We start from the raw sequence: 22,742 nt of genomic DNA on the forward strand, positions 1-22,742 counted from the left end.
ATACAAATGAAGTATAAAATAATAAGTGGATTATTGGGCATCGCTATTTTGTCGGCTTGCACCAGTCCAGATAAAAATGAAAAAAGTGCTCCTGCAGAAAAAACAGTGCAGGTAAAAACCGATGAAGTACAACTAAGTGCCGCACAGGTTAAAAATGCAGGTATTGAAGTAGGGCAACCTGAAACCAAAAGCATGCACAATACCATTAATGTAAACGGTGTGGTAGATGTTCCGCCCGAAAATACCTATTCGGTAAGCGTGCCTATGGGTGGCTACATCAAAAAGATGATGCTTATCCCTGGTATGATGGTAAAAAAAGGAGCCGTACTCGCCATTGTAGAAGATCAGCAATATATTCAGTTACAGCAAGACTATCTTACAGCAAAAAATAAACTTAAATTTGCCTCAGCAGATTATGCCAGGCAAAAAGGTTTAAACCAGACCAAAGCCACCAGCGATAAGATTTTTCAACAAACGGAAAGCGATTTTAATAATCAAAAAGTCCTGGTTAAATCACTGGCTGAAAAATTAAGACTGATTGATATTAATCCTGGTATTTTAAATGAGGACAATATCAGCAGGAGCATTAAAGTTTATGCCCCCATCAGCGGTTATGTAACTAAGGTAAATACCAATGCCGGGAAATATGTTAATTCATCCGATATTCTTTTCGAACTGATTAGTCCCGGAGCATTGCACGCCAACCTCACCATTTTTGAAAAAGATGCCGCAAACCTTAAAGTGGGGCAGGAGATTATTTGCACCACTTCAGCTAATCCGGATAAAAAGTACAAGGCAAAAATACACCTGATTACGCCTAATATAGAAGACGACCGCACCACAAGCGTACATTGCGATCTTGAAAATACAGATAATAAATTATTGCCCGGTACTTTTTTAAATGCATCAATTGCCGTATCCAATGCGCTTGTAGAAACCGCGCCCGAAGATGCCATTGTAAAATGGGAAAACAAATATTATGTTTTTACCGATCTGGGGAATTACCATTATAAAATGATTCCCGTAGAAACCGGAGCCAGCCTTGATGGATTTATAGAAATCAGGTCTAAAAGTAAATTAACCAGCATTGTAACCAAAAACGCTTATGCCATTTTAATGAAAATGAAAAATAGCGGAGAGGAATAGTTAATGTTTTAGATGGTTTAGTCCCAAAATCGTCACTTTGGGCAAAGCACAGTGAAGTCGGAAGTCTGTTTCCTTAAATTCTTTCGCTGAAAATTGATAAAATTCAGTCTGAATAGTAAAATCTTTGGATTATATTTAATCCAAAGATTTTGCTTCGAAGCATTTTAGGTTCTTAGTTGCATTCTAGATAACAATTTGGCCAGCGTAATCACCTATAATTTAACACCATGCTGCAAAACAGGGTAAATCCATCCGGAGAAATCATTAAAACGCCCCACCGTGGTGCATGGCTAGGTAACCGTGGGGTTTTACATAACAAGCAGCAACAAATTATTCGTCCGTATAAAATAAGAGCCTGGATTACCTGTGCATTATCATTCAGGGGGAGGCACCGTGAGGTGATGCAACCCAACCGCTGGACGGAACTATTCTTTTTAGATGAAGCCACCGCATTTTCAGCCGGACACCGACCTTGTTTTCAATGCCGCTACGAAGATCATCAGCGTTTTAAAACATCCTGGTTAATGGGCAATCCGGAATTTGGCTTTAACATGAAAACCCCTGTTGCTGAAATAGATGATATCCTTCACCGGGAAAGAGTTGATGCTGATCAAGCCAAAATTACTTACAAAGAAAAATTAGCAGATCTTCCTGATGGCACTTTTATCCTTCTTCAGGATCGTCCATATTTGCTAAAAAATAGCCAGCTGTATGCCTGGACACCTGGGGGTTACGAAAAATCCATCCCATTACCCGATTTGGGTACTGTGAGTGTTTTAACTCCGAAATCAATAGTAAAAATGTTCAGGGCAGGATATCTTCCTCAGGTGGATGTAACAGGTAACCACCACACTAAATAAAGCTAGCGCTGTAGAAGTACTTCTTCAGTTTCAACAATAGTTCTGCCCTTTTTAGTCTTCGTTTCAGTTTTTAGCAACGTCAGTTTATTTTGCTGTAAATTGACAAGATAAGGTGTTTTGTTTTTGTTTGGTTTACCAATAAACAGTTTGCTACCATCGCTTACAGCCGGTAATTCTTCCTTGTGTTTGCCAAAGCCCTGTGTAATGATTACAGTATTCTTTTTCGTAAATTCATATGTTTTTTCGTTTGCTTTATACAGCTCTTTATCGCTCTCCGTAATTTTTCCGTCGGTTTTATCGGTTTCAATTTTAGATATAACTTTCCATTTGCCAACTAAACGCTGATCTAAAGCGGATTTATTTTGGGCATAAGTGTGGATGCCGGCTGACATCAATAATAAAATAAACAAAGTTTTCATGTTGCGGATGTTTTAGGTAGTGATCAATAAGAATGATTTAAATCAAAATAGTAATTTTTTTTGATCGCTTAAAATATTTTACTCAGGAAAGAATGAAGCCAAATGTTGCAGAGGCAGGATAGATCAGATTATTCTTAAACAGAATATGTTGTTTTTTGTGTGATAAATAATACAAAAAAGTGAATTTTATTTTATAATTTGCATTGTATTAAAAAAATCTAATGAAAAACGCCGTCCCTCTCTCACTTTTAATTGCTCTGTTTATGCTGTTACACACCAGTTGTAACTCAAATAAAAATTTAATTGCACAGAATAGCATTGACCTCAGTTTGCCTGAAAAGTTTAAACCTGCCGGAAAGCTTGATGGTGATCAGCTGATTGAAGCAATGCTGACTCAAAGGTTCATGTTCAATAAAATGCTGATCAAAAACGGTTTCGATCCTCAAAAACAATATCCACGGGTAATTTCAATACTCGATATTGCAACTGCCGGCACCATTTCATTTAATGGCTTCGATTACATCATCAGGCAAAACAAAATTGTGGGGGTTAAAGGCATTAAGTTATCGTTATTTGCATTAACCACACTAAACGGAAAAATGATGAAGTTAGATCAGATTCAACAATATTGTTCTGAACAGGCAAATTTAGCCTATCAGGTAAAAAAGCGTAATCTCGAAACCATTAAAGCATTAGACCGGCAATATTTTGCGGCACTAAGGAGTATGAGAAAAATTACTTCCAGCATTGCAACACTGGCAAGAAAGCCCAATCCATCCGTTTCAATAGAAATTGTGATAGCAAAAATCAAGCTACCTGATGGTAAATTTGAATTTAAAAGAAACTATGTAGCAGATGCTGAATGAATCAGATAACTGTCAACAGGATTGATTTGGGTGTATTATTTCACCCCGGTTACCATATAAATATTTTGTCCAACAGCTCCTTCGTACCCTGAAACTAATTTATAGTCGTAGAAATTATCGATTTCACTTATGAAAGAATCTAACGATGGAGCCTCTTTTGAAGCATATCGTTGGTCCCATTGAAATTTACTGCCAACTTTTAAAGTTGCCTTGTTACCATTATTAGCGTGGTTGATGATTAGCTGGGCAGGAGTGATGATGTTTTCCATATCTCAAATTTAATGTTCGTTTAGATATAGTTTTAACGTATCTGAAGCAGAATTGTTTTCCGGGCGATCGCAAAGATGAAAATATTCCCTGTGTAATCCTCTTAAATCAGCGGGAAAATAAGTGTTGCCGATTATCCTCCCGCAGATTAAACTGATCACCGCAGAGTTTAAATAAAATGATATAAAAACACCACATCGCCAACGTAAGCTGGTTTTGGTTGATCTTTTATTACCAATGTAGCCTGGATGGTAACCTTCGTAATTCCCCTCAGGTTGGTAATGCAGTTTAGTTTTGCCTTTAACTGCACTTCGTTGTTTACCAGAACAGCCTGTCCAAACCTGAAACTTTCTATACCGTAATTGATTTCCATTTTAATGTTTCGCACATCTGCAATCTGTTTCCACAAATACGGAATCAAAGATAAAGTAAGGTAACCATGCGCAATAGTGGCTTTAAATGGTCCTTCATTTTTGGCTCTTTCCGGATCGGTATGTATCCATTGATGGTCTAAAGTTGCATCAGCAAATTTATTGATCTGCTCCTGGTCTATGGTATGCCATTGTGAAACACCTAGTTCTTTACCAAGGTGTGATTGATATTCTTCAAAATTGTTGATCACCAACATATAATTCTTTTATCGGTTTAGCACTGTTTAACAAGTCCTTTAGGTTACAGCACTTCCCTCAGGGATATAGTTGGTTTACTGTTCTGTTCCCAATTATAATCATAATAACTGTGCCTTTAACAGCCAACGTCAAAAAATGTTTAAAAGATTTTACTGCATTCGAGGAGAATGCAGTTAATGTGCTAATATTCAGTTGTTTTAGTTTTTTTTAAGGTATTACAGGTTAATGTTAAAGATCTGCTTTACTAATTATTTCAAACGTTGTAAACCAAAATGCACCGGTATTCTGGTTTAAACATATCATCATCTGGCTTAAAATGGCTCTTTTTCATTATTTTTAATTTTTGCGTACGCTTATTCGCACTTTCTACTGAAATAAATGAAAAAAATACCAGCAGCAATAATATTTTTATTTGGCCTTAGCGGTTTTGTTCAGGCAAAACCACTTTTTAAAGCGCTTGCCATTTACGAGAATGGCGGTCATCATTTGGCTTATTCTAAAGTGGCGCGTGTTTGGCTGGATAGTTTGGCAAAAAAAGAAGATTTTGAGGTCGATTATGTGAATGATACCCGAAAATTTACTGTGGAATTTTTAGCCTCCTATCAATTAATCATTCAGTTGGATTATCCTCCCTACACCTGGAAAGACAGCGAAAAGCAAGCTTTTAAAGATTACACTGAGAACGGAAAAGGTGGCTGGATCGGTTTTCACCATGCAACATTGCTGGGCGATTTCGACGGCTATAAAATGTGGCCCTGGTTTAGTGGTTTCATGGGCGATATTACGTTTAAAAGTTATATTCCTAATTTTGCTCAGGGAGAAGTGACGGTTGAAAAAACGAATCATCCGGTATTTAAAGGCCTTCCAAAGAAATTTCTGATCAAAAAAGAAGAGTGGTACACCTACAATAAAAGTCCCAGGCAACAGGTAAACGTACTGGCTAGCGTTGATGAAAACACCTATCAGCCAGGCGATGTCCCAAAAATGGGCGATCACCCCGTAATCTGGACGAACGAAAAAATGAAAGCCAGAAACATCTATATTTTTATGGGCCATAGCCCCGAACTGTTTCAGGATAAAACCTATCAAAAATTGTTTAAAAACGCCATTTTTTGGGCAAGTGCACCCTATCTGAAATAAAGCTAAACTATTATGAAAAACGTTCTAAGTATAATTTGCCTGTTTTTGCTTGCCCAAACCACTTTTGTAAAAGCACAGCAGATTTTAGTTAACCAGATCGGGTACGATATCAATTCTCTTAAAAGAGCAATCTTTGTTTCAGATATGCAGCAAAATGATGTAAAAGCATTCGAAATTGTGAGTACAGCCAATCAAAAAATATTATTTAAAGGCTTATTAAAGCCCGGCGGATCATTTAAAGAATGGGGAGAAAAATATTATTACAATCTTGATTTTTCAGGCTTTAACACCACAGGTGAATACATCATTCAACTAAAAGGCCTCACAAAGGTTCATTCGCCGAAGTTTAAAATTGGCGAAAATTTACTGGCCAAATCAACTTTACCTTCTTTACTCCATTATTTCAGGAACCAGCGGGCTAATACCAATATAGAACTCGAAAATGATAAACATGTACAATTGTTTGGTTCTTCAAAGACGGTCGATTTAGCCGGTGGCTGGTGTGATGCATCAGGCGATGTAAGCAAATATTTCTCACACCTGGCTTATGCCAATTTTATGTCGCCACAACAGATCCCGCTCGTAACCTATACCTTGATAGATGCTGCGAATAAACTGCCAAAATTGCTTAAAAGTTTAAAACTGACTGATTCTATAAAAGATGAAGCCGTTTACGGTGCTGATTATCTGGTGAAATCGTTAAGTGATGAAGGTTATTTTTACATGATTGTTTTTAGTTATTTTAATAAGGATCCGAAAGCCAGGCGTGTGGTAGGTTTACATGCCAATAGTGTAACCACCAGCGAATATCAGTGCGCATTTAGAGAAGGCGGTGGAATGGCCATTGCGGCATTGGCCAAAATTTCTACCTGGGAGAACTTAGATCGCACCAAAAGAAACGGATATATTGATGCTTCACAACGTGCTTACGAACATTTAAAAATCAACAATTTAAAATATTGTGATGATGGAAAAGAAAACATTATCGACGATTATTGTGCGTTAATGGCCGCCACCGAACTTTATCAGGCTACAAAAAAAGACTATTTCTTGCAGGAAGCCAGAACTAGGGTACAGCATCTGCAAAAACGCTTAAATCCTAAAGGTTATTTCATTTCCGATGATACTGACCGGCCATATTTTCATGCATCAGATGCTGGTTTACCTTTAATGGCTTTAAACCGTTACCTGGCAGTAGAAACCGATAAAAATTTAGTTAAAGATGCCCTGCGGGCATTGAATGCTAATTTAGCTTATCAGATAAAAGTTACTTCAGCAGTTGAGAATCCTTTTGGTTATGCCAGGCAAACCTTTAAATCTCCGGGAGGCGTGAAGGACACTTTTTTCATTCCCCAGGAAAACGAAACCGGCTGGTGGTGGCAGGGCGAAAACGCAAGACTGGCTTCACTTGCAGCAGCAGCTTTTAGCCAAGGTAATCAACCGGCTAATAAAAACTTCGCAACCAATCAGCTGAACTGGATTTTAGGTTTAAATCCATATAATATGTGCTTTATGTATGGCTTTGGTGAAGAAAATGTTCCTTATATGGCATCAAATTACGGGCATGGCTCTCAAAAAGGAGGCATTTCTAACGGCATTACGGGCAAAGATGGCGCAGCTGATGGTTCTGGAATAGATTTTAAAAAAGAGGCCAGCGGTAACGAATGGCGCTGGACGGAGCAGTGGTTGCCGCATGCGGCCTGGTTTCTGCAAGCGATAACCGAATTAGAAAAAGAGTGATTTAGTCTAGTTCAGTTTCCTTAGTCTGTACTCGGCTATATTTCGTCCTCATCAACTCGTTTTATGAAGGTGCGGTCTGTCATCCTGAGGGATATTTTATTTTTTAAAAATCAATATGAGTGACATAAGAATCTTGGCGCAATGATAAGCCGCCAAATTCGTCATTGCGAGAAGGCTTTTTCAGCCGACGAAGCAATCTTTCTCACAAGGATTGCTAGCAGGAAATATTGCCTCCCCGAAAAGTCGGGATGGCTGTCGTTCCTCCTCCTAACTACACTTAGTTATCCATTGCACCAACCGCTTTCCACTTTCCGCTCAACGTTCTCCGCTCAGGGCTATCCACTCCTCTAAAAATTTAATTTGATATATTTAAATTAAAATTTAGATTTGTCTAAAATTATATTTAGATAAATAGTCATCTCATGAAATCATTCTTACTATACTGCCTCTGTTTTTGTATATCGCTAAATCTATCCGCGCAAAATGTAACCCTCAAAGGTTTGGTTACCGCTCAAAATGAACCTGTAGAAAATATTACGATAAAGATTTTGGGCGCCAACAGATCTGCGAAATCAAGTATTTCTGGTAATTATCAGTTTAATAATCTCTTAACAGGAAATTATGATCTTATTTTTACCGGGATCGGTTACCAATCGAAAAGGATTAAAGTGTTACTAAAAGGAGATACAGTAATCGTTAATGCAGATCTGTTAAGTCTGTCGTCAAATCTGAATGATGTGGTGATTACAGGCGTAAACCGGGCTACGCAGTTGCGAAAAAGTCCTGTGCCTATAGCCGTCATCTCCCGAAAATCGATGGATCAGAATGTTAATACCAACTTAATCGAAGCCATTGTTAAAGGAGTTCCGGGTGTTACTGCGGTTACCACAGGACCAAACGTTTCTAAACCCTTTATCCGTGGGTTGGGCTATAACCGTGTTTTAACCCTGTATGATGGTTTAAGACAGGAAGGACAGCAATGGGGCGATGAGCACGGAATCGAAGTTGACGAATACGGGGTTACAAGAGTGGAGGTAGTTAAAGGTCCTGCCAGTTTAACCTATGGTTCTGATGCCCTTGCCGGAGTAATCAATATGATCCCTTACGCTCCGAATTTTGAAAATGGAAAGCTAAAAGGCGATTTTACTGCAAATTATCAAAGCAATAATGGCATGTTAGGCTCGTCAATCGGTTTAGCCTATATTAAAAACGATTGGAAATATACATTCAGGGCAACCGGAAAAACCGCCCATAATTACAAAAATAAAATAGATGGAATGGTTTATGGAACCGCTTTCAGGGAATATAACCTTTCGGCCAGTGCAAGGGTAGATAAAACCTGGGGATTTTCTAAAACAGCCATCACTTATTACGATAACTTAATGGAAATACCCGATGGCAGCCGCGATTCGTTATCCCGAAAGTTTACCCGGCAGGTTTTAGACAACGGCGATGATATTAAAAACAGACCAATTGTGCCTGAAAATGACTTGAACAGCTATTCAATTAATCCTTTACACCAGCACATTCAACACTACCGTTTTTACAATGCCAGCCAGTTTAAATTTGGAACGAGTGATTTAAATGTATTAATTGGTGCTCAGCAGAGCGTAAGGCGGGAATATAATCATCCAACTGTACCCAGTCAGGCCGGACTTTACGTTGTACTCAATACCTTTAATTACGATCTCAAATACAATCTTCCCGATTTTGCCGGAATCGAAAGTACCATTGGCGTAAACGGCATGTATCAGGGGAACAGGAGCAAGGCCGCTACAGATTTTCCCATTCCGGATTATGATCTTTTTGATATTGGTGCCTTCTATTTTGCTAAGAAATCAATGGGAAAAATCGATATCTCAGGAGGAATCAGGTTAGACAGAAGAAACATCAATTGGGGCAATTTTTATGTAGGTACCGATAGCCAAACAGGTTTTGGTAAGCAGGTAAGTGCTACAGATGCCAGCGGAACCTTGCAATTCCCTTCTTTTAATAAAAATTATTACGGTTTGTCTGGAAGTTTGGGCTTTACCTATAACATTTCCGAAAAACTATTGATTAAAGCAAATATAGCAAGGGGATACCGCGCACCAAACATCACTGAAATTGGTTCAAATGGCTTAGATCCGGGCGCACACATTGTGTACCTGGGCAACCGTACTTTTAAGCCCGAATTTAATTTACAGGAAGATATTGGCATTATTGCTTATTTAAAAGATGCTGATATCAGTATGGAAGTGTTTAATAATAATATCCAGAACTATATTTATCAATCGCGTTTAACCGATGCCGATGGCAATCCGGTGGTTATTGTGCCCGGTAATTTAACTTATCAGTATCAACAGTCAAAAGCCAGGTTATATGGTGCAGAAGTATCGGTTAACCTGCATCCAACGGCAATGAAATGGTTAAGTTTTAACAACAGTCTGGCATATATTGTGGGGTTGAATCAAAATCAGGATTTATTAAGCCAACATGGCCAGGCAGGTAAATATTTACCTTTTATTCCTCCTTTACAATTTAGAACAGAGATTAAGGCTACTGCACAAAAACAAATTGGCATTTTTTCTCAGCCTTACATCAAAATCGATGCAGCTGTTTTTGGTGATCAGAATAAATTTTATGCTTTAGATAATACAGAAACCTTTACCGCAGGTTATACGCTGATTAACGGTGGGATAGGCTCAACATTAAAATCTAAGAAAGGAAAAATGCTTTGTGATATTTTTATTCAGGCAGATAATATTTTCAATGTCGCTTATCAATCAAATCTAAATCGACTGAAGTATTTCGAATATTATAACCAATCGCCAAATGGCCGATCGGGAATTTACAATATGGGCAGGAATTTCAGTTTTAAAATTATTGTACCAATTTAGTGGAATATGTAAGATGGAAAAGGGAATGATGGAACTGCAATTGCCAACTGGAAACTGTTCACTGCCATGTCCATCATCCATCTTACATTATTACATCTTACATATTTTCCCTACTTTTACATCAAACATGGATTTATCTTTAAGCGAACAACGTCTCAATTTTTTAAGGCAATCAATCGGAAGGGTAGTTACCGATTCACCGTCTAACTTTATGAACTGGCTGGCGCCTGTGCTGATCAGGGCAGAATATGGTATTTTGGTTTGTCAATACACCATCCGTAAAGAAATGACCAATCCTTATCATATTTTGCACGGTGGTGTAACTGCAGGCATCATTGATGACCTGATCGGAGCGACGGTTTTTACCATGGGATTAAACGAACGTTATACAACAGTAAACAATTACATTGATTATTTTGCACCAGCCAGCGAAGGGGATGAAGTAGTGGCCGAAACTTCTATTGTTAAAAAGGGCAGGACTATATTAAACCTTCAATGTGAAATATATTTACCCTCAAAAAAGCGTTTAATAGCAAAGGGTTACTCTAATATGTTAAACATAGGTTAAGCCTTGTTAGATGGTTTAAGAATTAATTATTAATTCCTTTAAATTAACGAAACATTCTCAGTTATAATTTGTTGTAATTTAACCAAAAATATAATGAGCCATGTTAGAAAATTATTCCACCCTGCAATTCATTGTGAGAGGCAAAATTTTTAAGGGATTTTGCATGCGTATCCAAGATGATTTTCATGAAACCTATGCTGTTGTTTTAGACGGTTACCATTCTTTTTGTATCTGGCTGGATAACAAAAGCGAAAAATGGTGTGCATCGAAAAATGCAGCAATCGATCCGGATGCCATTGATGAAATCATCAGTAGGATTTCCTTTCCGGTTTCGTAGTTTAGTACACATTTAACCTAATGCTCAATAAAAAAATCTCCATTTGGCTTTTGTCAAATGGAGATTTTTTGTGTCGTTATTTTAATCCCGGCCAAAACAGGTAAGCCATGGTGATTGCCGTAATTACACCTGCTAAATCAGCCAGTAACATCGAGCCAATTGCATAACGGGTATTCCTGATGCCTACCGCACCGAAATATACAGCTACTACATAAAAAGTGGTGTCTGATGCCCCTTGAAAAACCCCTGATAACCTGCTGGCAAAAGAATCTGGTCCGTTGGCAATCATCGTGCTTACCATCATGCCCCTTGCAGCACCACCACTTAACGGCCTGATTAAAGCAGTAGGCAGTGCATCAACAAAACGGGTATCTGCACCCAAAAATATAAAGGCGTGTTTAATTCCGTTCATGATCACATCAAATGTTCCACTTGTCCTCAGCATACAAACCGCGACCAAAATCCCAACTAAATATGGAATAATTTTAATTGCGGTTTCAAATCCCCCTTTAGCACCTTCAACAAAAGAATCAAAAATGTCTATCTTTTTATAAAGTGCACCAAGAACAATCAACAAAAAGATTAATAAAATAAGTCCGCCACTTAACAAGCCCGAAAAAGAGGTAACGCTAGATGCATTTAAGCGGCTAACGTACCAGACTATTGCTGCTATTACCGCTGAGATACCTAAAACCCATGTTAAGATAACGGGTTGTAAAATGTTGATTTTCTGTTTAAAAGATACAATCAGCATGGCTGCCATGGTTCCTACGAAGGTGACAATCATGCAGGGAATAAATATATCGGTAGGATCCTGAGCATTTTGGGTAGAACGGATTGCAATTACACTCACCGGGATTAAACATAATCCTGCCGCATGCAGGCATAAAAACATAATCTGCGAATTGCTGGCTACATCTTTATTCGGATTTAACTCCTGCAAACTTTCCATGGCTTTGATGCCAAAAGGAGTTGCAGCATTATCCAATCCCAATAAATTGGCAGAAAAGTTCATAATCATGTGTCCCATAGAAGGGTGACCTTTTGGTACCTCAGGAAAAAGCTTTGAAAAAAACGGACTGATAATTCTCGATAATAAACGGATACCACCCGCTTTCTCGGCAATTGACATAAAGCCCATAAATAAGGCTAAAGTACCCACCAATTCAATGCAGAGTTTTACCGCAATGGAGCAGGTTTGAATAATACCATCTAATTTAAGCGGGTTGGCCGGATCATCAGACTTTCCAATTACCATCCAGTTAAAAATATCGCTTTGTCCAAAGAAGAAGCACTTAATACAAGCTACAAGAATAGCTACAATAATAAATCCCGACCAAATCCTGCTTAATGCCATTTAGTTTGTTTTGTTTTTTTGATGCGTGAAAATAGCTTTTTTAAGCCGAATTTCATAGCATACAGTTTGGAGTTGGGAGCTTTGGGATTGGAGTCGCTAGCGATAGCCATATTCATCGGTATGGAACAAGATGCTTTAATATTATGGTCAACGAAAAAATCCATAATAAATAGCAATTACTATTCACTATGGATTTTAATTTTTTTTCTGCTATAAGCTATTTCTTATGCACCATGGCCTCCAGACTCGCAGCTTAAAACTCCAAACTCAACTAAGGTTTCTCGTCAGTTAATTCAAAACCCCAGGTTTTTCCTTTTTCAGTTGCAGGGATTCCGGTTGTCATCCATGCCGGCGCTTTTGCTCCTTTTAAATAATAATCGAAAAACTGTTGTTCTCGGATCTGGATATCTTTACGGTTTTGGCGTTGAACCAGGTTGTGTGCCTCACCATTATAGTTTAACATCCAAACCGGTTTACCCAAACGGCGAAGACCTGTAAACATCTCGATACCCTGATACCATGGCACCGCACCATCAGCATCATTTGCCATTACCACAACCGGCGTATTTACTTTCGGGAACATAAATAACGGAGAGTTTTCGATATATAATTCAGGTTTTTCCCAAAGGGTTGCACCGATACGGCTTTGTGTTTTTTCGTACTGGAACTGACGGTTCATACCGGTTTCCCAACGGATTCCGCCATAAGCAGAAGTCATGTTGGCAACAGGTGCACCCGCCCAGGCTGCCGCATACATATTATTTTGAGTAATCAGATACGCCACCTGGTAGCCGCCCCAGCTTTGACCCTGGATACCGATTTTAGTGCCATCAACCCAACTGTTTTTCTTCAAACTTTCTACGCCTGAATTGATAAATTCAACTGCAGATTGGCCCGGGTGACCAGTTTCATAGCTGATATCCGGTGCAAAAACCAAATAACCGTTACTTACAAAATATGAGATATTTAAACGTGACGGAGTAGGAGCTGGAGCCTGGTAAGTGTATAAACCATCAGTAAGTTTCTCATAGAAATACGCAATCATCGGGTATTTCTTATTCGGATCGAAATTTTCAGGTTTGTATAAAATCCCTTCCGCTTTATAACCTTTTGGCGTGGTCCATTTTACCAGTTCTGCCGTTCCCCAGTTGTAATTTTGTTGCTGAGGATTGGTATTGCTTAATTTAGTTTCGGTTTTAAGATCTGCGGAAACATAAACATTAGGCGATTCTATATAATTGGCTTTATCGTAAATGTAAACGTCCGCATCTTTGGCTTTTACCAAATTAGAATATTTAAATTTGGCCATCACCACCAATTCCGGTGCTTTAACCGAACCTACATTTGTACGGTAAAAACCATTTTCTTTGGTTGCGTTATTAAAAGCATTTAACCAAACCAACTCATTCGCTTTAACAAATTTACTATCTGCATTGCGTTCAAACCTGTTTTCAGGCTGTAGCCTTTCGTAACGGAAAGTAAGGTTATTAGCCCTCCCAAACCCGGCAGTAATGTTTTTTGGCGCTGTTTTTCCATCTGGTGAGAACGACCAGATATCATATTTATCATAAATTAACGCCGCCTTATCGCCTTCTGTCCAGGTGGCTAAACCATAAGCAGAAGGTAAATCTGGCACATCATTTTCTTCATCAACAAATTTTTCGCTTAAACCAGCTGTTAAAACGGTTACTTTTCCTGTTGCAATATGATAAGTGCTCCAGCTACCTGCTTTTCTATCGAAGAATAGCACATAATTTCCTCCTGGAGAAGCCATTGCATAACCGCTTAAATTATCAATGATTTTCTTTTTCTGACCATTTTTTGTATCAACGAGATAATAATCTTTTGAGGTAGAACCACTCCATTGAGATTCAATCCTACGGCCATAATCTGTTGAGGCTAAAACGGTATTGGCATCACCTTCAGCAATCATATTGGCATCTGGCAATTTTAAATCTGTAAGCGGAATTACTTTAGGATCGCTGCTGTAAACATCAATTACGGATAAGTAGCTTTTTTTGCTATCCCTGTCTGCATTTTTAAGTTGCATGGGTTGGAGATAATCATCTTTGTAATTCCAAACATCAACTTTTGCTACTTCGAAATCTACAATGGTAGTATCTTTCGGCTTTTTAATTGGAGAGATTCCAAAAAATAATTTCTTACCGTCTTTGCTGAAAGTGATCTTTCCGTCGCCATTAACCGACCATTTTGCAGGCAAGCCGGGCATGTCGAAATCAACCAATATCTGTGCAGTATCCAGGCTTAATGAATTGTAATAAACATTGTAGTCTTTTATTTCCTGTTTTTCAGGACTTTGTTCTCCAACAAAAGCCACATGTTCACTTTCTTCATCAAAAGTGAAATTTTTGAAACTTCCTTTACCTTTAATTAGTGTTTTAAGTGTTCCTTTTTCTGTATTTAATAAAAATACACCCTGTGGAGCCGTTTTATCTTTTTTAGATCCGCTGCAGGCAAAAACCAGTTGTTTACCATCTTTACTGAAATAATAATCGGTTACAAATTTATAGGTTTTATCGGTACCGGTTAAAAGGTTTTTGACTACTAAATCAGTTCCTTCTTCAGTTTTACCCTTTGCGGCCGGTTCATCATCAGCAAAATCCGTCTCCCCATCTTTTTTCTCAGCAGGTTTCACAGTTTTTTTGGCTGTATCTGGTTTCTCGGTCAAATAAGCTAAAACTCCTGAGCCTTCTTCAGGAAATTTGAACGATTTTACTCTCGCTACCTTAGTAATGGTGTTGGTAGTCAGGTTGGCTATACCCAACGAATCTTTTGGCAATTCATCAGCCTTTTTCTTCTTTATTTTAGCCTGACGTAAATCTTTATTTAAAGGACGGATATTAAATGCCGCAAATTTAGAGTCGTTGCTAAACTGCGAATTCATTCCTCTTGGAACGTTCAGTTTTGTATTGGTTTTGATATTGGTAAGGTAAAGTTGCGCATCGCCTTCTTGCTGTAAGATGCTGTACATGGCCCAGATGCCATTATTGGATAATTGCTTTGTACCTACTGATTCCCAGGTATCATAAACGTTATGATCTAATGGTTTCTTTTGTGCGTAGGCAAAGCTGACAACGAAAAACAGAATAATTGTTAGTCTCTTTTGCATTTTGAAATGTTAAGTAATTTGTTGGTTCAGATTTAATCTCCTAAAATTGGAATTTTTTAGCTTATTCGGAAACTTGTATGTCAAATATTACAATTAAAAAGGGAATTGGGGAGGGAAGATGTAAAATGAGGAATGTAAGATTGATGATGGAATTTGTAAGAAGTCCGGTATCGGAGGACCGATGTTCATGCTACCTGGAATTAACGCTTAACAGCATGCGCTTAATGCTCTTAGCTCCATGCCCTAAGCTCCAAGCAAAAATCCCCGGTCACTTTTAGGTAACCGGGGATTTCATATCAGTTGAAAGCAAAATTACTTTTTAGCTTGTTGCTGCTGACGCATATAATCGTCTAAACGCTGTTGAAATTTAGATTTTTTCTTTTTCTCATCAGCTGGTCGCGCTTTATTTTGCTGAATTAAAGCATGGATTTTCTCATCATCAACCATTTTACGAATTAAGAACTGCTGTCCGAAAGTCATTAAGTTGGCTAAGAAATAATAATAGTTTAATCCCGCAGGGTAGCTGTTCAATACGCCTAAGAAAATGATCGGCATAATGTAACCGATGTATTTCATCTGACCGGTTGCACCAGAAACCTGGTTGTTAAAATAGGTCATGATTAAGGTAGAAACCGTCATCAGCACACACATCAAACTTAAGTGATCGCCAATAAATGGAATTTTTACCCCGAATTTGATAAACTCATCGTAAGTTGATAAATCTTTCATCCAAAGGAAACTCTCTCCACGCAACTCAAACAAGTTCGGGAAGAAGAAGAAGAAGGCCATTACCAGGGGCAATTGCAGCACCATAGGCAAACATCCTCCGAGTGGATTTACGCCGGCTTTCTTATATAATTTTAAATATTCCTGTTGAACCAGGGTTGGATTATCCTCGCCTACTTTTGCTTTAATTTCGTCCATTTCTGGTTTCAAAACACGCATTTTAGCCATTGATAAGTATGACTTGTAGGTAAGCGGCGATAATGCAACTTTTAGTAAAATGGTTAATACCAAAATGATTAAACCATAGTTCCAGCCAAAACTGTTTAAAAAGTTAAATACAGGTAACACGATAAAGCGGTTAATGTATTTTAATGGCCAGTAACCCATATCAACCTGTTGCTCTAAATCGTAACCCTGTGCTTTTAAAGCAGAGAATTTGTTTGTTCCGAAATAGAATTCCATTTCATAAGTCTGATTGGCTGTATGTGCATATGGCAATTGCATATTGGCATCATAAAACTTCACCTGACCAGGAGCAGTTGGGATTTTAACTTCTAAACTTCCTTTTTCGAAAGCCTGTTTCGAGATTAAAGAAGCCGAGAAAAAGTGTTGCTTAAAAGAGAACCACTGGATTTTACCTTTCGATAACTCTTCTTTTTCATCTTTCGAAACACTTAAATGGTTTACATCACCATCTAAATATTTATAGTAAGGTGCTGAATAACGGTGCTCACTTTCAATTGATTTTTCTTGTTGTAACAAGGTAGTTTGCCAGTTTAAGCCAATGTTATTACCTGCAATTACCTGTTGTAAACCAACCAAATTAACATTAAATGCCACTTTATTGCTTAATGCTTTCAAATCATATACATATTCTACATAAGCATTAGCGCCATAATTGGCACGCATGGTAACCGTATTACCAGTTTTGGCAGGCGTAAAATATAAATCGTTGGTGTTAATTACTTTACCAGCTGCATTAAGATTTAAACCAAATTTATTTTCGCTCCCTGCAAATAAAACAAGAGGTTTTCCGGAAAAAGTTTTCTGTCCTTTAATTTCTACGGAACTGATTTTACCACCTTTATTACTTAAGGTAATTAATAAATTTTCGTTTTCTAAAATGGTATTGCTTTCTGTACCGGTTATTGCAGTACCAAAAGGGCCTTTTAAAGCTAATGAATCTACAGCCGGGTTGGCAATTGCAGCAGTTTTAGTGGTGTCTTTTTGTACCGGTGTAACACCAGCTTTTTTTAAAGAATCCAGACGCTCTGTTTCTCTGGCTTTTTTCATTTCGGCCTCACTCGGCCTAAAAAAGTAGAACGATCCTGCCAAAATGATCATGATCAGGAACAGTCCTGTGAAGGTATTTCTATCCATTATTTATGTTTAATACTGCTTTTAATTCGTTTTCTTTTTCGCAAACTCCATCGCAGCGGCGACAAATTTAACAAAAAGTGGGTGAGGATTAGCAACTGTTGATTTTAATTCTGGGTGAAACTGTCCGCCAACGAAAAAAGGATGGTTTTTAAGCTCTACAATTTCAACCAGATTACTCTCGGGATTAATACCAGATGCAGTCATTCCGGCATCTTCATATTGCTTTAAATAAGCATTATTAAATTCGTAGCGGTGACGGTGACGTTCGTTAATGTGCGATTTTCCGTAAATAGAAAAAGCTTTTGTTCCTTTTTTAATGTCGCATGGATAAGAACCCAGGCGCATTGTTCCACCTTTATTGGTTATTTTTTTCTGCTCTTCCATCATGTTAATTACCGGATTAGCAGCATTCTCTTCAATTTCTGTAGTGTGCGCATCTTTTAAGCCTAAAACATTACGACCAAATTCGATAACTGCACATTGCATACCCAGGCAGATTCCAAAGAAAGGAACATTATTTTCCCTTACGTATTTAATGGCATCAATTTTACCTTCAATACCGCGGCTACCAAAACCAGGCGCCACTAAAACGCCTTGCAGATGACCCAGTTTTTCTTTTACGTTATCAGGGAAAATGCCTTCAGAGTGGATATATTCTACCTTTACCTTACATTCATTTTTCGAACCTGCGTGTACAAAAGATTCGATAATTGATTTATAGGCATCAGGTAATTCTACATATTTACCAATCAGACCGATTTTAACTTCAGCAGTTGGGTTTTTCAAACGACCGAGGAAATCTTTCCAGCTTTCCATATCCGGATCGTTTTTGGTCGGTAGCTTTAATTTCGCTAATACAGTTTTGTCCAGTTGTTCTTTTAACATCAACAATGGCACATCATAAATAGTAGATGCATCCATCGATTCGACTACCGCATTGATGTTAACGTTACAAAATAAAGCGATTTTTTTTCTTAAATCAGGACCAAGGTGGTGTTCGGTACGGCAAACCAGAATATCCGGTTGGATACCATACTCTAACAAAGCTTTAACGGAGTGTTGTGTTGGTTTGGTTTTTAACTCACCTGCAGCAGCTAAATAAGGTACCAAAGTTAAGTGGATCACGATGGCGTTGGTACTTCCTTCTTCCCATTTAAACTGACGAACAGCTTCGATAAAAGGTAGAGATTCAATATCGCCAACAGTTCCGCCAAGTTCGGTAATTACGATATCATAGTCACCGCTATCGCCCAGAATACGCATGTTGCGTTTTATCTCGTCGGTAATGTGCGGTACAACCTGAACAGTTTTGCCTAAATATTCGCCTTTACGTTCTTTGCTGATTACGTTCTGATAAATACGGCCGGTAGTAATGTTGTTTGCCTGTGAAGTTGGAACGTTAAGGAAACGCTCATAATGACCAAGATCCAGGTCGGTTTCGGCACCATCTTCGGTTACAAAGCATTCGCCATGTTCGTAAGGATTTAAAGTTCCCGGATCGATATTGATGTACGGATCGAATTTTTGGATGGTTACACGGTAGCCACGTGCCTGTAAAAGTTTAGCTAAAGATGCGGAAATGATGCCCTTACCCAAAGAGGAAGTAACACCGCCCGTAACAAAAATATACTTAGTCATGTTTGTGATTTTTTACGGCAAAATGTAATTATTGCCGCTTTTTGTACGGGATACAAAGGTAAGAAAATTCCTTGTTTCCGAGCAGGAAAAAAGAAGATATTTTAAATATGATAAAGGGATGTGATTCAGTAAAATAGCGTTAAAGTAAGTTTGATTCTAATTTCCGGAAAAATTATATGCGATTATAAAGTGGTTTTTAATGGTCTGTCATCAATCGTGTTTATTGATCCAATATCCATTTAAAAAAACCTCTCTTAAGCGATTTGCCATTAAGTCAGATTTTTTCATAAAAGAAATTTTTTAAGCGAATTCGCTATGATTTTTCTCGGCCAGTTCGAGTACCTCATCTGCCAGATAATCAGTTAAACCAACAGATGCACTGGTTTGAACCAATCGTTCTTTTAAAGATCGGGGTAAATCATTAAGCGATTTATCATCATCAAGAATAATGAGGCTATAAATGTTGCCCTGTGATTTATACCAGTTTAAGATCTCATTTTTTCTATCTGTAAGATCAATGTTCTCAGGAAGACGGCTTATTTTATTTAAATTAATATTTCTGGTTTTAAAAATATCCAGCCATTGATTCAAACTGTATTTAAACTTATGCGAAGTGGTAAGAACAATTTCAAAATCCTTGTGATGGAGGATTTTATTTAATGCTTTAACTGCTTTTGAGTCAAACTCAACAAAGCCATCTGCTAAAATCTCAGGTCTTCTCCATGAGTTAGCAGGCACCATTACGCCGTCGATGTCTAATAATAAAAGCATAGCACTAAATTACGGTTTATTTTGTTATTTCAGATATTTTTTCGATAGATATGTTGTTGAATTCTGCATCTAACTCATTCATTCTCTGAATCTTTAATTCAGTATCCCATTCTTCATCAACAAATTCTACATTAGTCCAATCATATACATTTGTTGCGCTGGTTTTACATGATGGTATCCATCCTAGATCAATATCAGCCAAAATTGAACTAATATAGCGGTGGTGACCATCTATTATTAAATTATCACATACCTTAATATTATCAAAATTAATACCATTAACCATCTTCCTGTACATGCGGTTAATTATCGGTATCGAAAGTTTGTTGTGTGTTGAAAGTAATTTAACCCTTTCCGATTTTAAATATTCAGAAATAATTTCGCTATTAATATATCCCATATTATTCTTTTTATAATTTTCATGGGATGTTTTATTGTGCTACACGACTGTTAAGTCTATAAATATTTCAACTAAACTGATGATAGGAATGGATTTTAGGATAATGATGTATGTTTACCTTAATAAATATATGATTTAATTTTAAGATTAAAGACTTCCTTTAGAACCATGATAAAACTTAACAACATTTATAATAAATTTTCACCTTCTGTTCTTTTTCGCTCCAGGCAATGTAAATATTGTTTTCTTTGCCTAAACGGTATTTAAAGCCGTTTAGTCCCGACTTTTTTAATTCTTCATAAAGGGCCTTGTCCGGGGTGTACTTATCAGCCTTGTCTTCGGGCATTACTGCGGGTTCAAGAAAATTATCGTCGCTGAAAAAGTCGTCTGCTATTGTTTTTAAGAAAATAACCTGGTCTTTTTCTTTTGATAAGTCTACATTAGGATCTGTATTGCTCACCAAATCTGCGCCTTTTATTTTGGCATTGTATATTTCTTTTCCATTGGCGTTTTTAATGGTGAAATTCAATACCATTTCTTCAGGTTTTCTTCCTGTGAGTTCGATTTTAAAAGTATCCGGTTTTTTTAAATCCGAAAAAGATTTGGCTATCGTTTGATTTACATTTTTAAACTCAATGGCATCAGCTTTTTTTTCTCCACCCGATTTGCAGGCGGCCAGTAATATCACGCCAAAGGCAACGAAAAGTAATAATTTCTTCATAATCAAAACTACAAATTCTAATTTAAACAACTCTCCAAATTTAAAAAATATAGCCTGCTGAAAGCCAAAATTGAAAATCGAGGTAGCCTTTCGGATTAGGATTAGCAGCATAATTACTTACGTTAAAATACCGCCCGTAACCTAAACCACCCGTTGTTTCCAGCAAAAACCGCTTTTTAGGAATAAATAAAAAGCCAATGTTTCCTCCTGCGCGGATAGAATTAGCCGTAAAATTTCGTCCGGCAACACTGATAAAACCTGTACGATCCGCATATCCTTCCTTATTTATCGTTTTATTTAAGTTACCAAGATATAAGCCATAAAAGGGGATAAGGTCGCCCGGTTTAATGTCGTCTGAATATTTTTTGGCCCTCAGTAAAAAGCCATCATATTTATAATTTCTTCCAATATTAAGCACTCCTGATGTATATGAAAGTTCTAAACCGTATTGATTAGAGAAGGTTTTTTCGATGGAGAAGGATGGACGTTTTGCAACTAAGTTAAGCAGATTGCTTTTTACCTCAATTCCTATCGGCTCTTGTGCACGGGCAGCCGTTACTAATAGGATAAATGAGAGCGTATAGATGATTTTTTTCATTTATGACAAATTAAATATTTTACCCGATATGTAGTCACAATTATTTTTTTTATATATTTGCGTAACTGATTACGTAATTAATTATTATTATGAATTTTTTCGAACAAACGGGTAAGGTAGCTATCGGCAGCAGGTTAAGAATGTTAACCGATAAGGTAACAGAAGATGGTGCCCAGATTTATAAATTGTATAACATTGATATGCAACCTAAGTGGTTCCCGGTTTTTTATTCGCTTGCGCAAGGAGAGGAGAAAACTATTACCGAGCTGGCCAGAGATATCGGGCATTCGCATCCTTCAGTAAGTAAAATCATCAGCGAAATGCTCAAAAAAGGCTATGTGAAAGAAAGTAAAGATAAAACGGACGGCCGCCGAAACCTGGTAAGCCTTTCTAAAAAAGGTGTTGAGATTTCGAAAGAGATAGAAGATCAGCTCATCGACGTTAATGCGGCAGTTGAAGAAATATCGGCCCAATCGCAGAATAAGCTTTGGGAAGCCATAGGCGAGTGGGAGTTTTTATTGGAGCAGAAATCTTTATTAAGAAGGGTAATGGAAAAGAAGAAGGAAAGAGACAGTTTAAAGGTGCAGATTGTTGATTACAAACCCGAATACCAGGAAGCTTTCAGGGCTTTAAATGTAGAATGGATCTCTCATTATTTTACCATGGAAGAATCTGATTATAAGGCACTGGATAATCCGCAAGGCTACATTTTAGATAGAGGAGGTTACATATTGCTTGCTTTATATGAAGGAGAGCCACTAGGTGTTTGTGCGTTGATTAAGATGGATGACGGTGAATATAATTTCGAACTCGCCAAAATGGCTGTATCGCCAAAGGCACAGGGCAAAAATGTTGGGTTTTTACTGGCAGGTGCGGTTGTGGAGAAAGCAAAATCGCTGGGCGCTGCTAAAATTTATTTAGAAAGTAATACCATTTTGAAACCAGCGATAAACCTTTACCATAAACTGGGCTTCCAGAAGGTGGCTGGTAAACCAACGCCTTACACGCGCTGTAACATTCAGATGGAACTTGTGCTTTAGGAAATGATTGAGTTTTGAATGATTGAGTTTTGAATGTTTCATGCAAAGTGCCCATTCCCTCATTCAAAACTCAATCATTCATTCAAAACTCAATCATTCATTCATTCATTCAAAATTCAATCATTCTAAA

20 protein-coding genes are annotated in these 22,742 nt (G+C 37.7%); 9 read left to right on the top strand and 11 right to left on the bottom strand.

Annotation, left to right across the window (positions count from 1 at the left end):
- Positions 1-6 precede the first annotated feature (6 nt).
- Positions 7-1,146, top strand: a complete 1,140-nt coding sequence (locus ABD769_RS12580; RefSeq protein ID WP_344851768.1) for an efflux RND transporter periplasmic adaptor subunit — start codon at positions 7-9, stop codon at positions 1,144-1,146.
- A gap of 227 nt (positions 1,147-1,373) precedes the next feature.
- Positions 1,374-2,006 (top strand): hypothetical protein, encoded by a 633-nt coding sequence (locus ABD769_RS12585; protein WP_344851769.1) that lies wholly within the window; start codon positions 1,374-1,376, stop codon positions 2,004-2,006.
- A gap of 2 nt (positions 2,007-2,008) precedes the next feature.
- Here ABD769_RS12585 and ABD769_RS12590 read toward each other — a convergent pair whose 3' ends face one another.
- On the bottom strand, positions 2,009-2,425 hold the full coding sequence (locus ABD769_RS12590) for a hypothetical protein (protein WP_344851770.1): 417 nt from the start codon (positions 2,423-2,425) through the stop codon (positions 2,009-2,011).
- Positions 2,426-2,688: 263 nt separating this feature from the next.
- Here ABD769_RS12590 and ABD769_RS12595 point away from each other — a divergent pair, with 263 nt between their 5' ends.
- On the top strand, positions 2,689-3,291 hold the full coding sequence (locus ABD769_RS12595) for a hypothetical protein (protein WP_344851771.1): 603 nt from the start codon (positions 2,689-2,691) through the stop codon (positions 3,289-3,291).
- A gap of 35 nt (positions 3,292-3,326) precedes the next feature.
- Here the strand turns inward: ABD769_RS12595 and ABD769_RS12600 are convergent, their stop codons facing one another.
- Both ABD769_RS12600 and ABD769_RS12605 read right to left on the bottom strand, forming a co-directional pair.
- A complete protein-coding gene (locus tag ABD769_RS12600) occupies positions 3,327-3,560 on the bottom strand; it encodes a hypothetical protein (RefSeq protein ID WP_344851772.1) in 234 nt (77 codons plus the stop codon).
- Between the two features lie 167 nt (positions 3,561-3,727).
- A complete protein-coding gene (locus ABD769_RS12605) occupies positions 3,728-4,186 on the bottom strand; it encodes a MaoC family dehydratase (RefSeq protein ID WP_344851773.1) in 459 nt (152 codons plus the stop codon).
- A 379-nt stretch (positions 4,187-4,565) separates the two neighbouring features.
- On the opposite strand from ABD769_RS12605, the gene ABD769_RS12610 reads away from it, so the two are divergent.
- The 5 genes from ABD769_RS12610 to ABD769_RS12630 all read left to right on the top strand — a co-directional run bounded on the left by ABD769_RS12610 (position 4,566) and on the right by ABD769_RS12630 (position 10,851).
- The gene (locus tag ABD769_RS12610) at positions 4,566-5,327 is read left to right on the top strand and encodes a ThuA domain-containing protein (protein ID WP_344851774.1); all 762 of its coding nucleotides are present in this window, start codon (positions 4,566-4,568) and stop codon (positions 5,325-5,327) included.
- Positions 5,328-5,339: 12 nt separating this feature from the next.
- On the top strand, positions 5,340-7,067 hold the full coding sequence (locus tag ABD769_RS12615) for a glycoside hydrolase family 9 protein (protein ID WP_344851775.1): 1,728 nt from the start codon (positions 5,340-5,342) through the stop codon (positions 7,065-7,067).
- A gap of 422 nt (positions 7,068-7,489) precedes the next feature.
- The gene (locus ABD769_RS12620; protein ID WP_344851776.1) at positions 7,490-9,946 is read left to right on the top strand and encodes a TonB-dependent receptor; all 2,457 of its coding nucleotides are present in this window, start codon (positions 7,490-7,492) and stop codon (positions 9,944-9,946) included.
- A gap of 127 nt (positions 9,947-10,073) precedes the next feature.
- Positions 10,074-10,514: a PaaI family thioesterase gene (locus tag ABD769_RS12625; RefSeq protein ID WP_344851777.1), complete on the top strand. Its 441-nt coding sequence runs from the start codon at positions 10,074-10,076 to the stop codon at positions 10,512-10,514.
- Positions 10,515-10,677: 163 nt separating this feature from the next.
- Positions 10,678-10,851, top strand: a complete 174-nt coding sequence (locus ABD769_RS12630; protein WP_344851778.1) for a hypothetical protein — start codon at positions 10,678-10,680, stop codon at positions 10,849-10,851.
- 76 nt (positions 10,852-10,927) lie between these two features.
- Here the strand turns inward: ABD769_RS12630 and ABD769_RS12635 are convergent, their stop codons facing one another.
- From ABD769_RS12635 to ABD769_RS12670, 8 genes are all read right to left on the bottom strand, one after another.
- Positions 10,928-12,208: a nucleoside recognition domain-containing protein gene (locus ABD769_RS12635; protein ID WP_344851779.1), complete on the bottom strand. Its 1,281-nt coding sequence runs from the start codon at positions 12,206-12,208 to the stop codon at positions 10,928-10,930.
- A 271-nt stretch (positions 12,209-12,479) separates the two neighbouring features.
- Positions 12,480-15,338 (bottom strand): alpha/beta hydrolase family protein, encoded by a 2,859-nt coding sequence (locus ABD769_RS12640; protein ID WP_344851780.1) that lies wholly within the window; start codon positions 15,336-15,338, stop codon positions 12,480-12,482.
- Positions 15,339-15,650: 312 nt separating this feature from the next.
- Positions 15,651-17,444 carry a membrane protein insertase YidC gene (gene yidC, locus ABD769_RS12645; RefSeq protein WP_344851781.1) on the bottom strand — a complete coding sequence of 598 codons (1,794 nt, stop codon included), beginning with the start codon at positions 17,442-17,444 and terminating at the stop codon, positions 15,651-15,653.
- Positions 17,445-17,465: 21 nt separating this feature from the next.
- A complete protein-coding gene (pyrG, locus tag ABD769_RS12650) occupies positions 17,466-19,082 on the bottom strand; it encodes a CTP synthase (protein WP_344851782.1) in 1,617 nt (538 codons plus the stop codon).
- 300 nt (positions 19,083-19,382) lie between these two features.
- Complete coding sequence (locus ABD769_RS12655; RefSeq protein ID WP_344851783.1) at positions 19,383-19,853, bottom strand: HAD domain-containing protein; 471 nt, start codon at positions 19,851-19,853, stop codon at positions 19,383-19,385.
- Between the two features lie 16 nt (positions 19,854-19,869).
- A complete protein-coding gene (locus ABD769_RS12660; protein WP_344851784.1) occupies positions 19,870-20,253 on the bottom strand; it encodes a hypothetical protein in 384 nt (127 codons plus the stop codon).
- 178 nt (positions 20,254-20,431) lie between these two features.
- Positions 20,432-20,974, bottom strand: coding sequence for a hypothetical protein (locus ABD769_RS12665; RefSeq protein ID WP_344851785.1), 543 nt, complete (start codon positions 20,972-20,974; stop codon positions 20,432-20,434).
- A 40-nt stretch (positions 20,975-21,014) separates the two neighbouring features.
- On the bottom strand, positions 21,015-21,572 hold the full coding sequence (locus ABD769_RS12670) for a DUF3575 domain-containing protein (protein ID WP_344851786.1): 558 nt from the start codon (positions 21,570-21,572) through the stop codon (positions 21,015-21,017).
- An 89-nt stretch (positions 21,573-21,661) separates the two neighbouring features.
- Between ABD769_RS12670 and ABD769_RS12675 the strand changes: the two genes are divergently transcribed.
- Positions 21,662-22,612 carry a bifunctional helix-turn-helix transcriptional regulator/GNAT family N-acetyltransferase gene (locus ABD769_RS12675; protein WP_344851787.1) on the top strand — a complete coding sequence of 317 codons (951 nt, stop codon included), beginning with the start codon at positions 21,662-21,664 and terminating at the stop codon, positions 22,610-22,612.
- Positions 22,613-22,742: the final 130 nt, after the last annotated feature.

Origin of the sequence: Pedobacter jeongneungensis, assembly GCF_039538295.1 — a bacterium.
GTDB lineage: Bacteria > Bacteroidota > Bacteroidia > Sphingobacteriales > Sphingobacteriaceae > Pedobacter > Pedobacter jeongneungensis.

What these genes read in the sequence shown, in the direction of transcription:
- ABD769_RS12590 (WP_344851770.1), bottom strand. Translation starts at nt 2,425, where the DNA reads ATGAAAACTTTGTTTATTTTATTATTGATGTCAGCCGGCATCCACACT.
- ABD769_RS12585 (WP_344851769.1), top strand. Translation starts at nt 1,374, where the DNA reads ATGCTGCAAAACAGGGTAAATCCATCCGGAGAAATCATTAAAACGCCC.
- ABD769_RS12675 (WP_344851787.1), top strand. Translation starts at nt 21,662, where the DNA reads ATGAATTTTTTCGAACAAACGGGTAAGGTAGCTATCGGCAGCAGGTTA.
- ABD769_RS12635 (WP_344851779.1), bottom strand. Translation starts at nt 12,208, where the DNA reads ATGGCATTAAGCAGGATTTGGTCGGGATTTATTATTGTAGCTATTCTT.
- ABD769_RS12605 (WP_344851773.1), bottom strand. Translation starts at nt 4,186, where the DNA reads ATGTTGGTGATCAACAATTTTGAAGAATATCAATCACACCTTGGTAAA.
- ABD769_RS12615 (WP_344851775.1), top strand. Translation starts at nt 5,340, where the DNA reads ATGAAAAACGTTCTAAGTATAATTTGCCTGTTTTTGCTTGCCCAAACC.
- yidC (WP_344851781.1), bottom strand. Translation starts at nt 17,444, where the DNA reads ATGGATAGAAATACCTTCACAGGACTGTTCCTGATCATGATCATTTTG.
- ABD769_RS12620 (WP_344851776.1), top strand. Translation starts at nt 7,490, where the DNA reads ATGAAATCATTCTTACTATACTGCCTCTGTTTTTGTATATCGCTAAAT.
- ABD769_RS12580 (WP_344851768.1), top strand. Translation starts at nt 7, where the DNA reads ATGAAGTATAAAATAATAAGTGGATTATTGGGCATCGCTATTTTGTCG.
- ABD769_RS12600 (WP_344851772.1), bottom strand. Translation starts at nt 3,560, where the DNA reads ATGGAAAACATCATCACTCCTGCCCAGCTAATCATCAACCACGCTAAT.
- ABD769_RS12660 (WP_344851784.1), bottom strand. Translation starts at nt 20,253, where the DNA reads ATGGGATATATTAATAGCGAAATTATTTCTGAATATTTAAAATCGGAA.
- ABD769_RS12640 (WP_344851780.1), bottom strand. Translation starts at nt 15,338, where the DNA reads ATGCAAAAGAGACTAACAATTATTCTGTTTTTCGTTGTCAGCTTTGCC.
- ABD769_RS12625 (WP_344851777.1), top strand. Translation starts at nt 10,074, where the DNA reads ATGGATTTATCTTTAAGCGAACAACGTCTCAATTTTTTAAGGCAATCA.
- ABD769_RS12665 (WP_344851785.1), bottom strand. Translation starts at nt 20,974, where the DNA reads ATGAAGAAATTATTACTTTTCGTTGCCTTTGGCGTGATATTACTGGCC.
- ABD769_RS12670 (WP_344851786.1), bottom strand. Translation starts at nt 21,572, where the DNA reads ATGAAAAAAATCATCTATACGCTCTCATTTATCCTATTAGTAACGGCT.
- pyrG (WP_344851782.1), bottom strand. Translation starts at nt 19,082, where the DNA reads ATGACTAAGTATATTTTTGTTACGGGCGGTGTTACTTCCTCTTTGGGT.
- ABD769_RS12595 (WP_344851771.1), top strand. Translation starts at nt 2,689, where the DNA reads ATGCTGTTACACACCAGTTGTAACTCAAATAAAAATTTAATTGCACAG.
- ABD769_RS12655 (WP_344851783.1), bottom strand. Translation starts at nt 19,853, where the DNA reads ATGCTTTTATTATTAGACATCGACGGCGTAATGGTGCCTGCTAACTCA.
- ABD769_RS12610 (WP_344851774.1), top strand. Translation starts at nt 4,566, where the DNA reads ATGAAAAAAATACCAGCAGCAATAATATTTTTATTTGGCCTTAGCGGT.
- ABD769_RS12630 (WP_344851778.1), top strand. Translation starts at nt 10,678, where the DNA reads ATGCGTATCCAAGATGATTTTCATGAAACCTATGCTGTTGTTTTAGAC.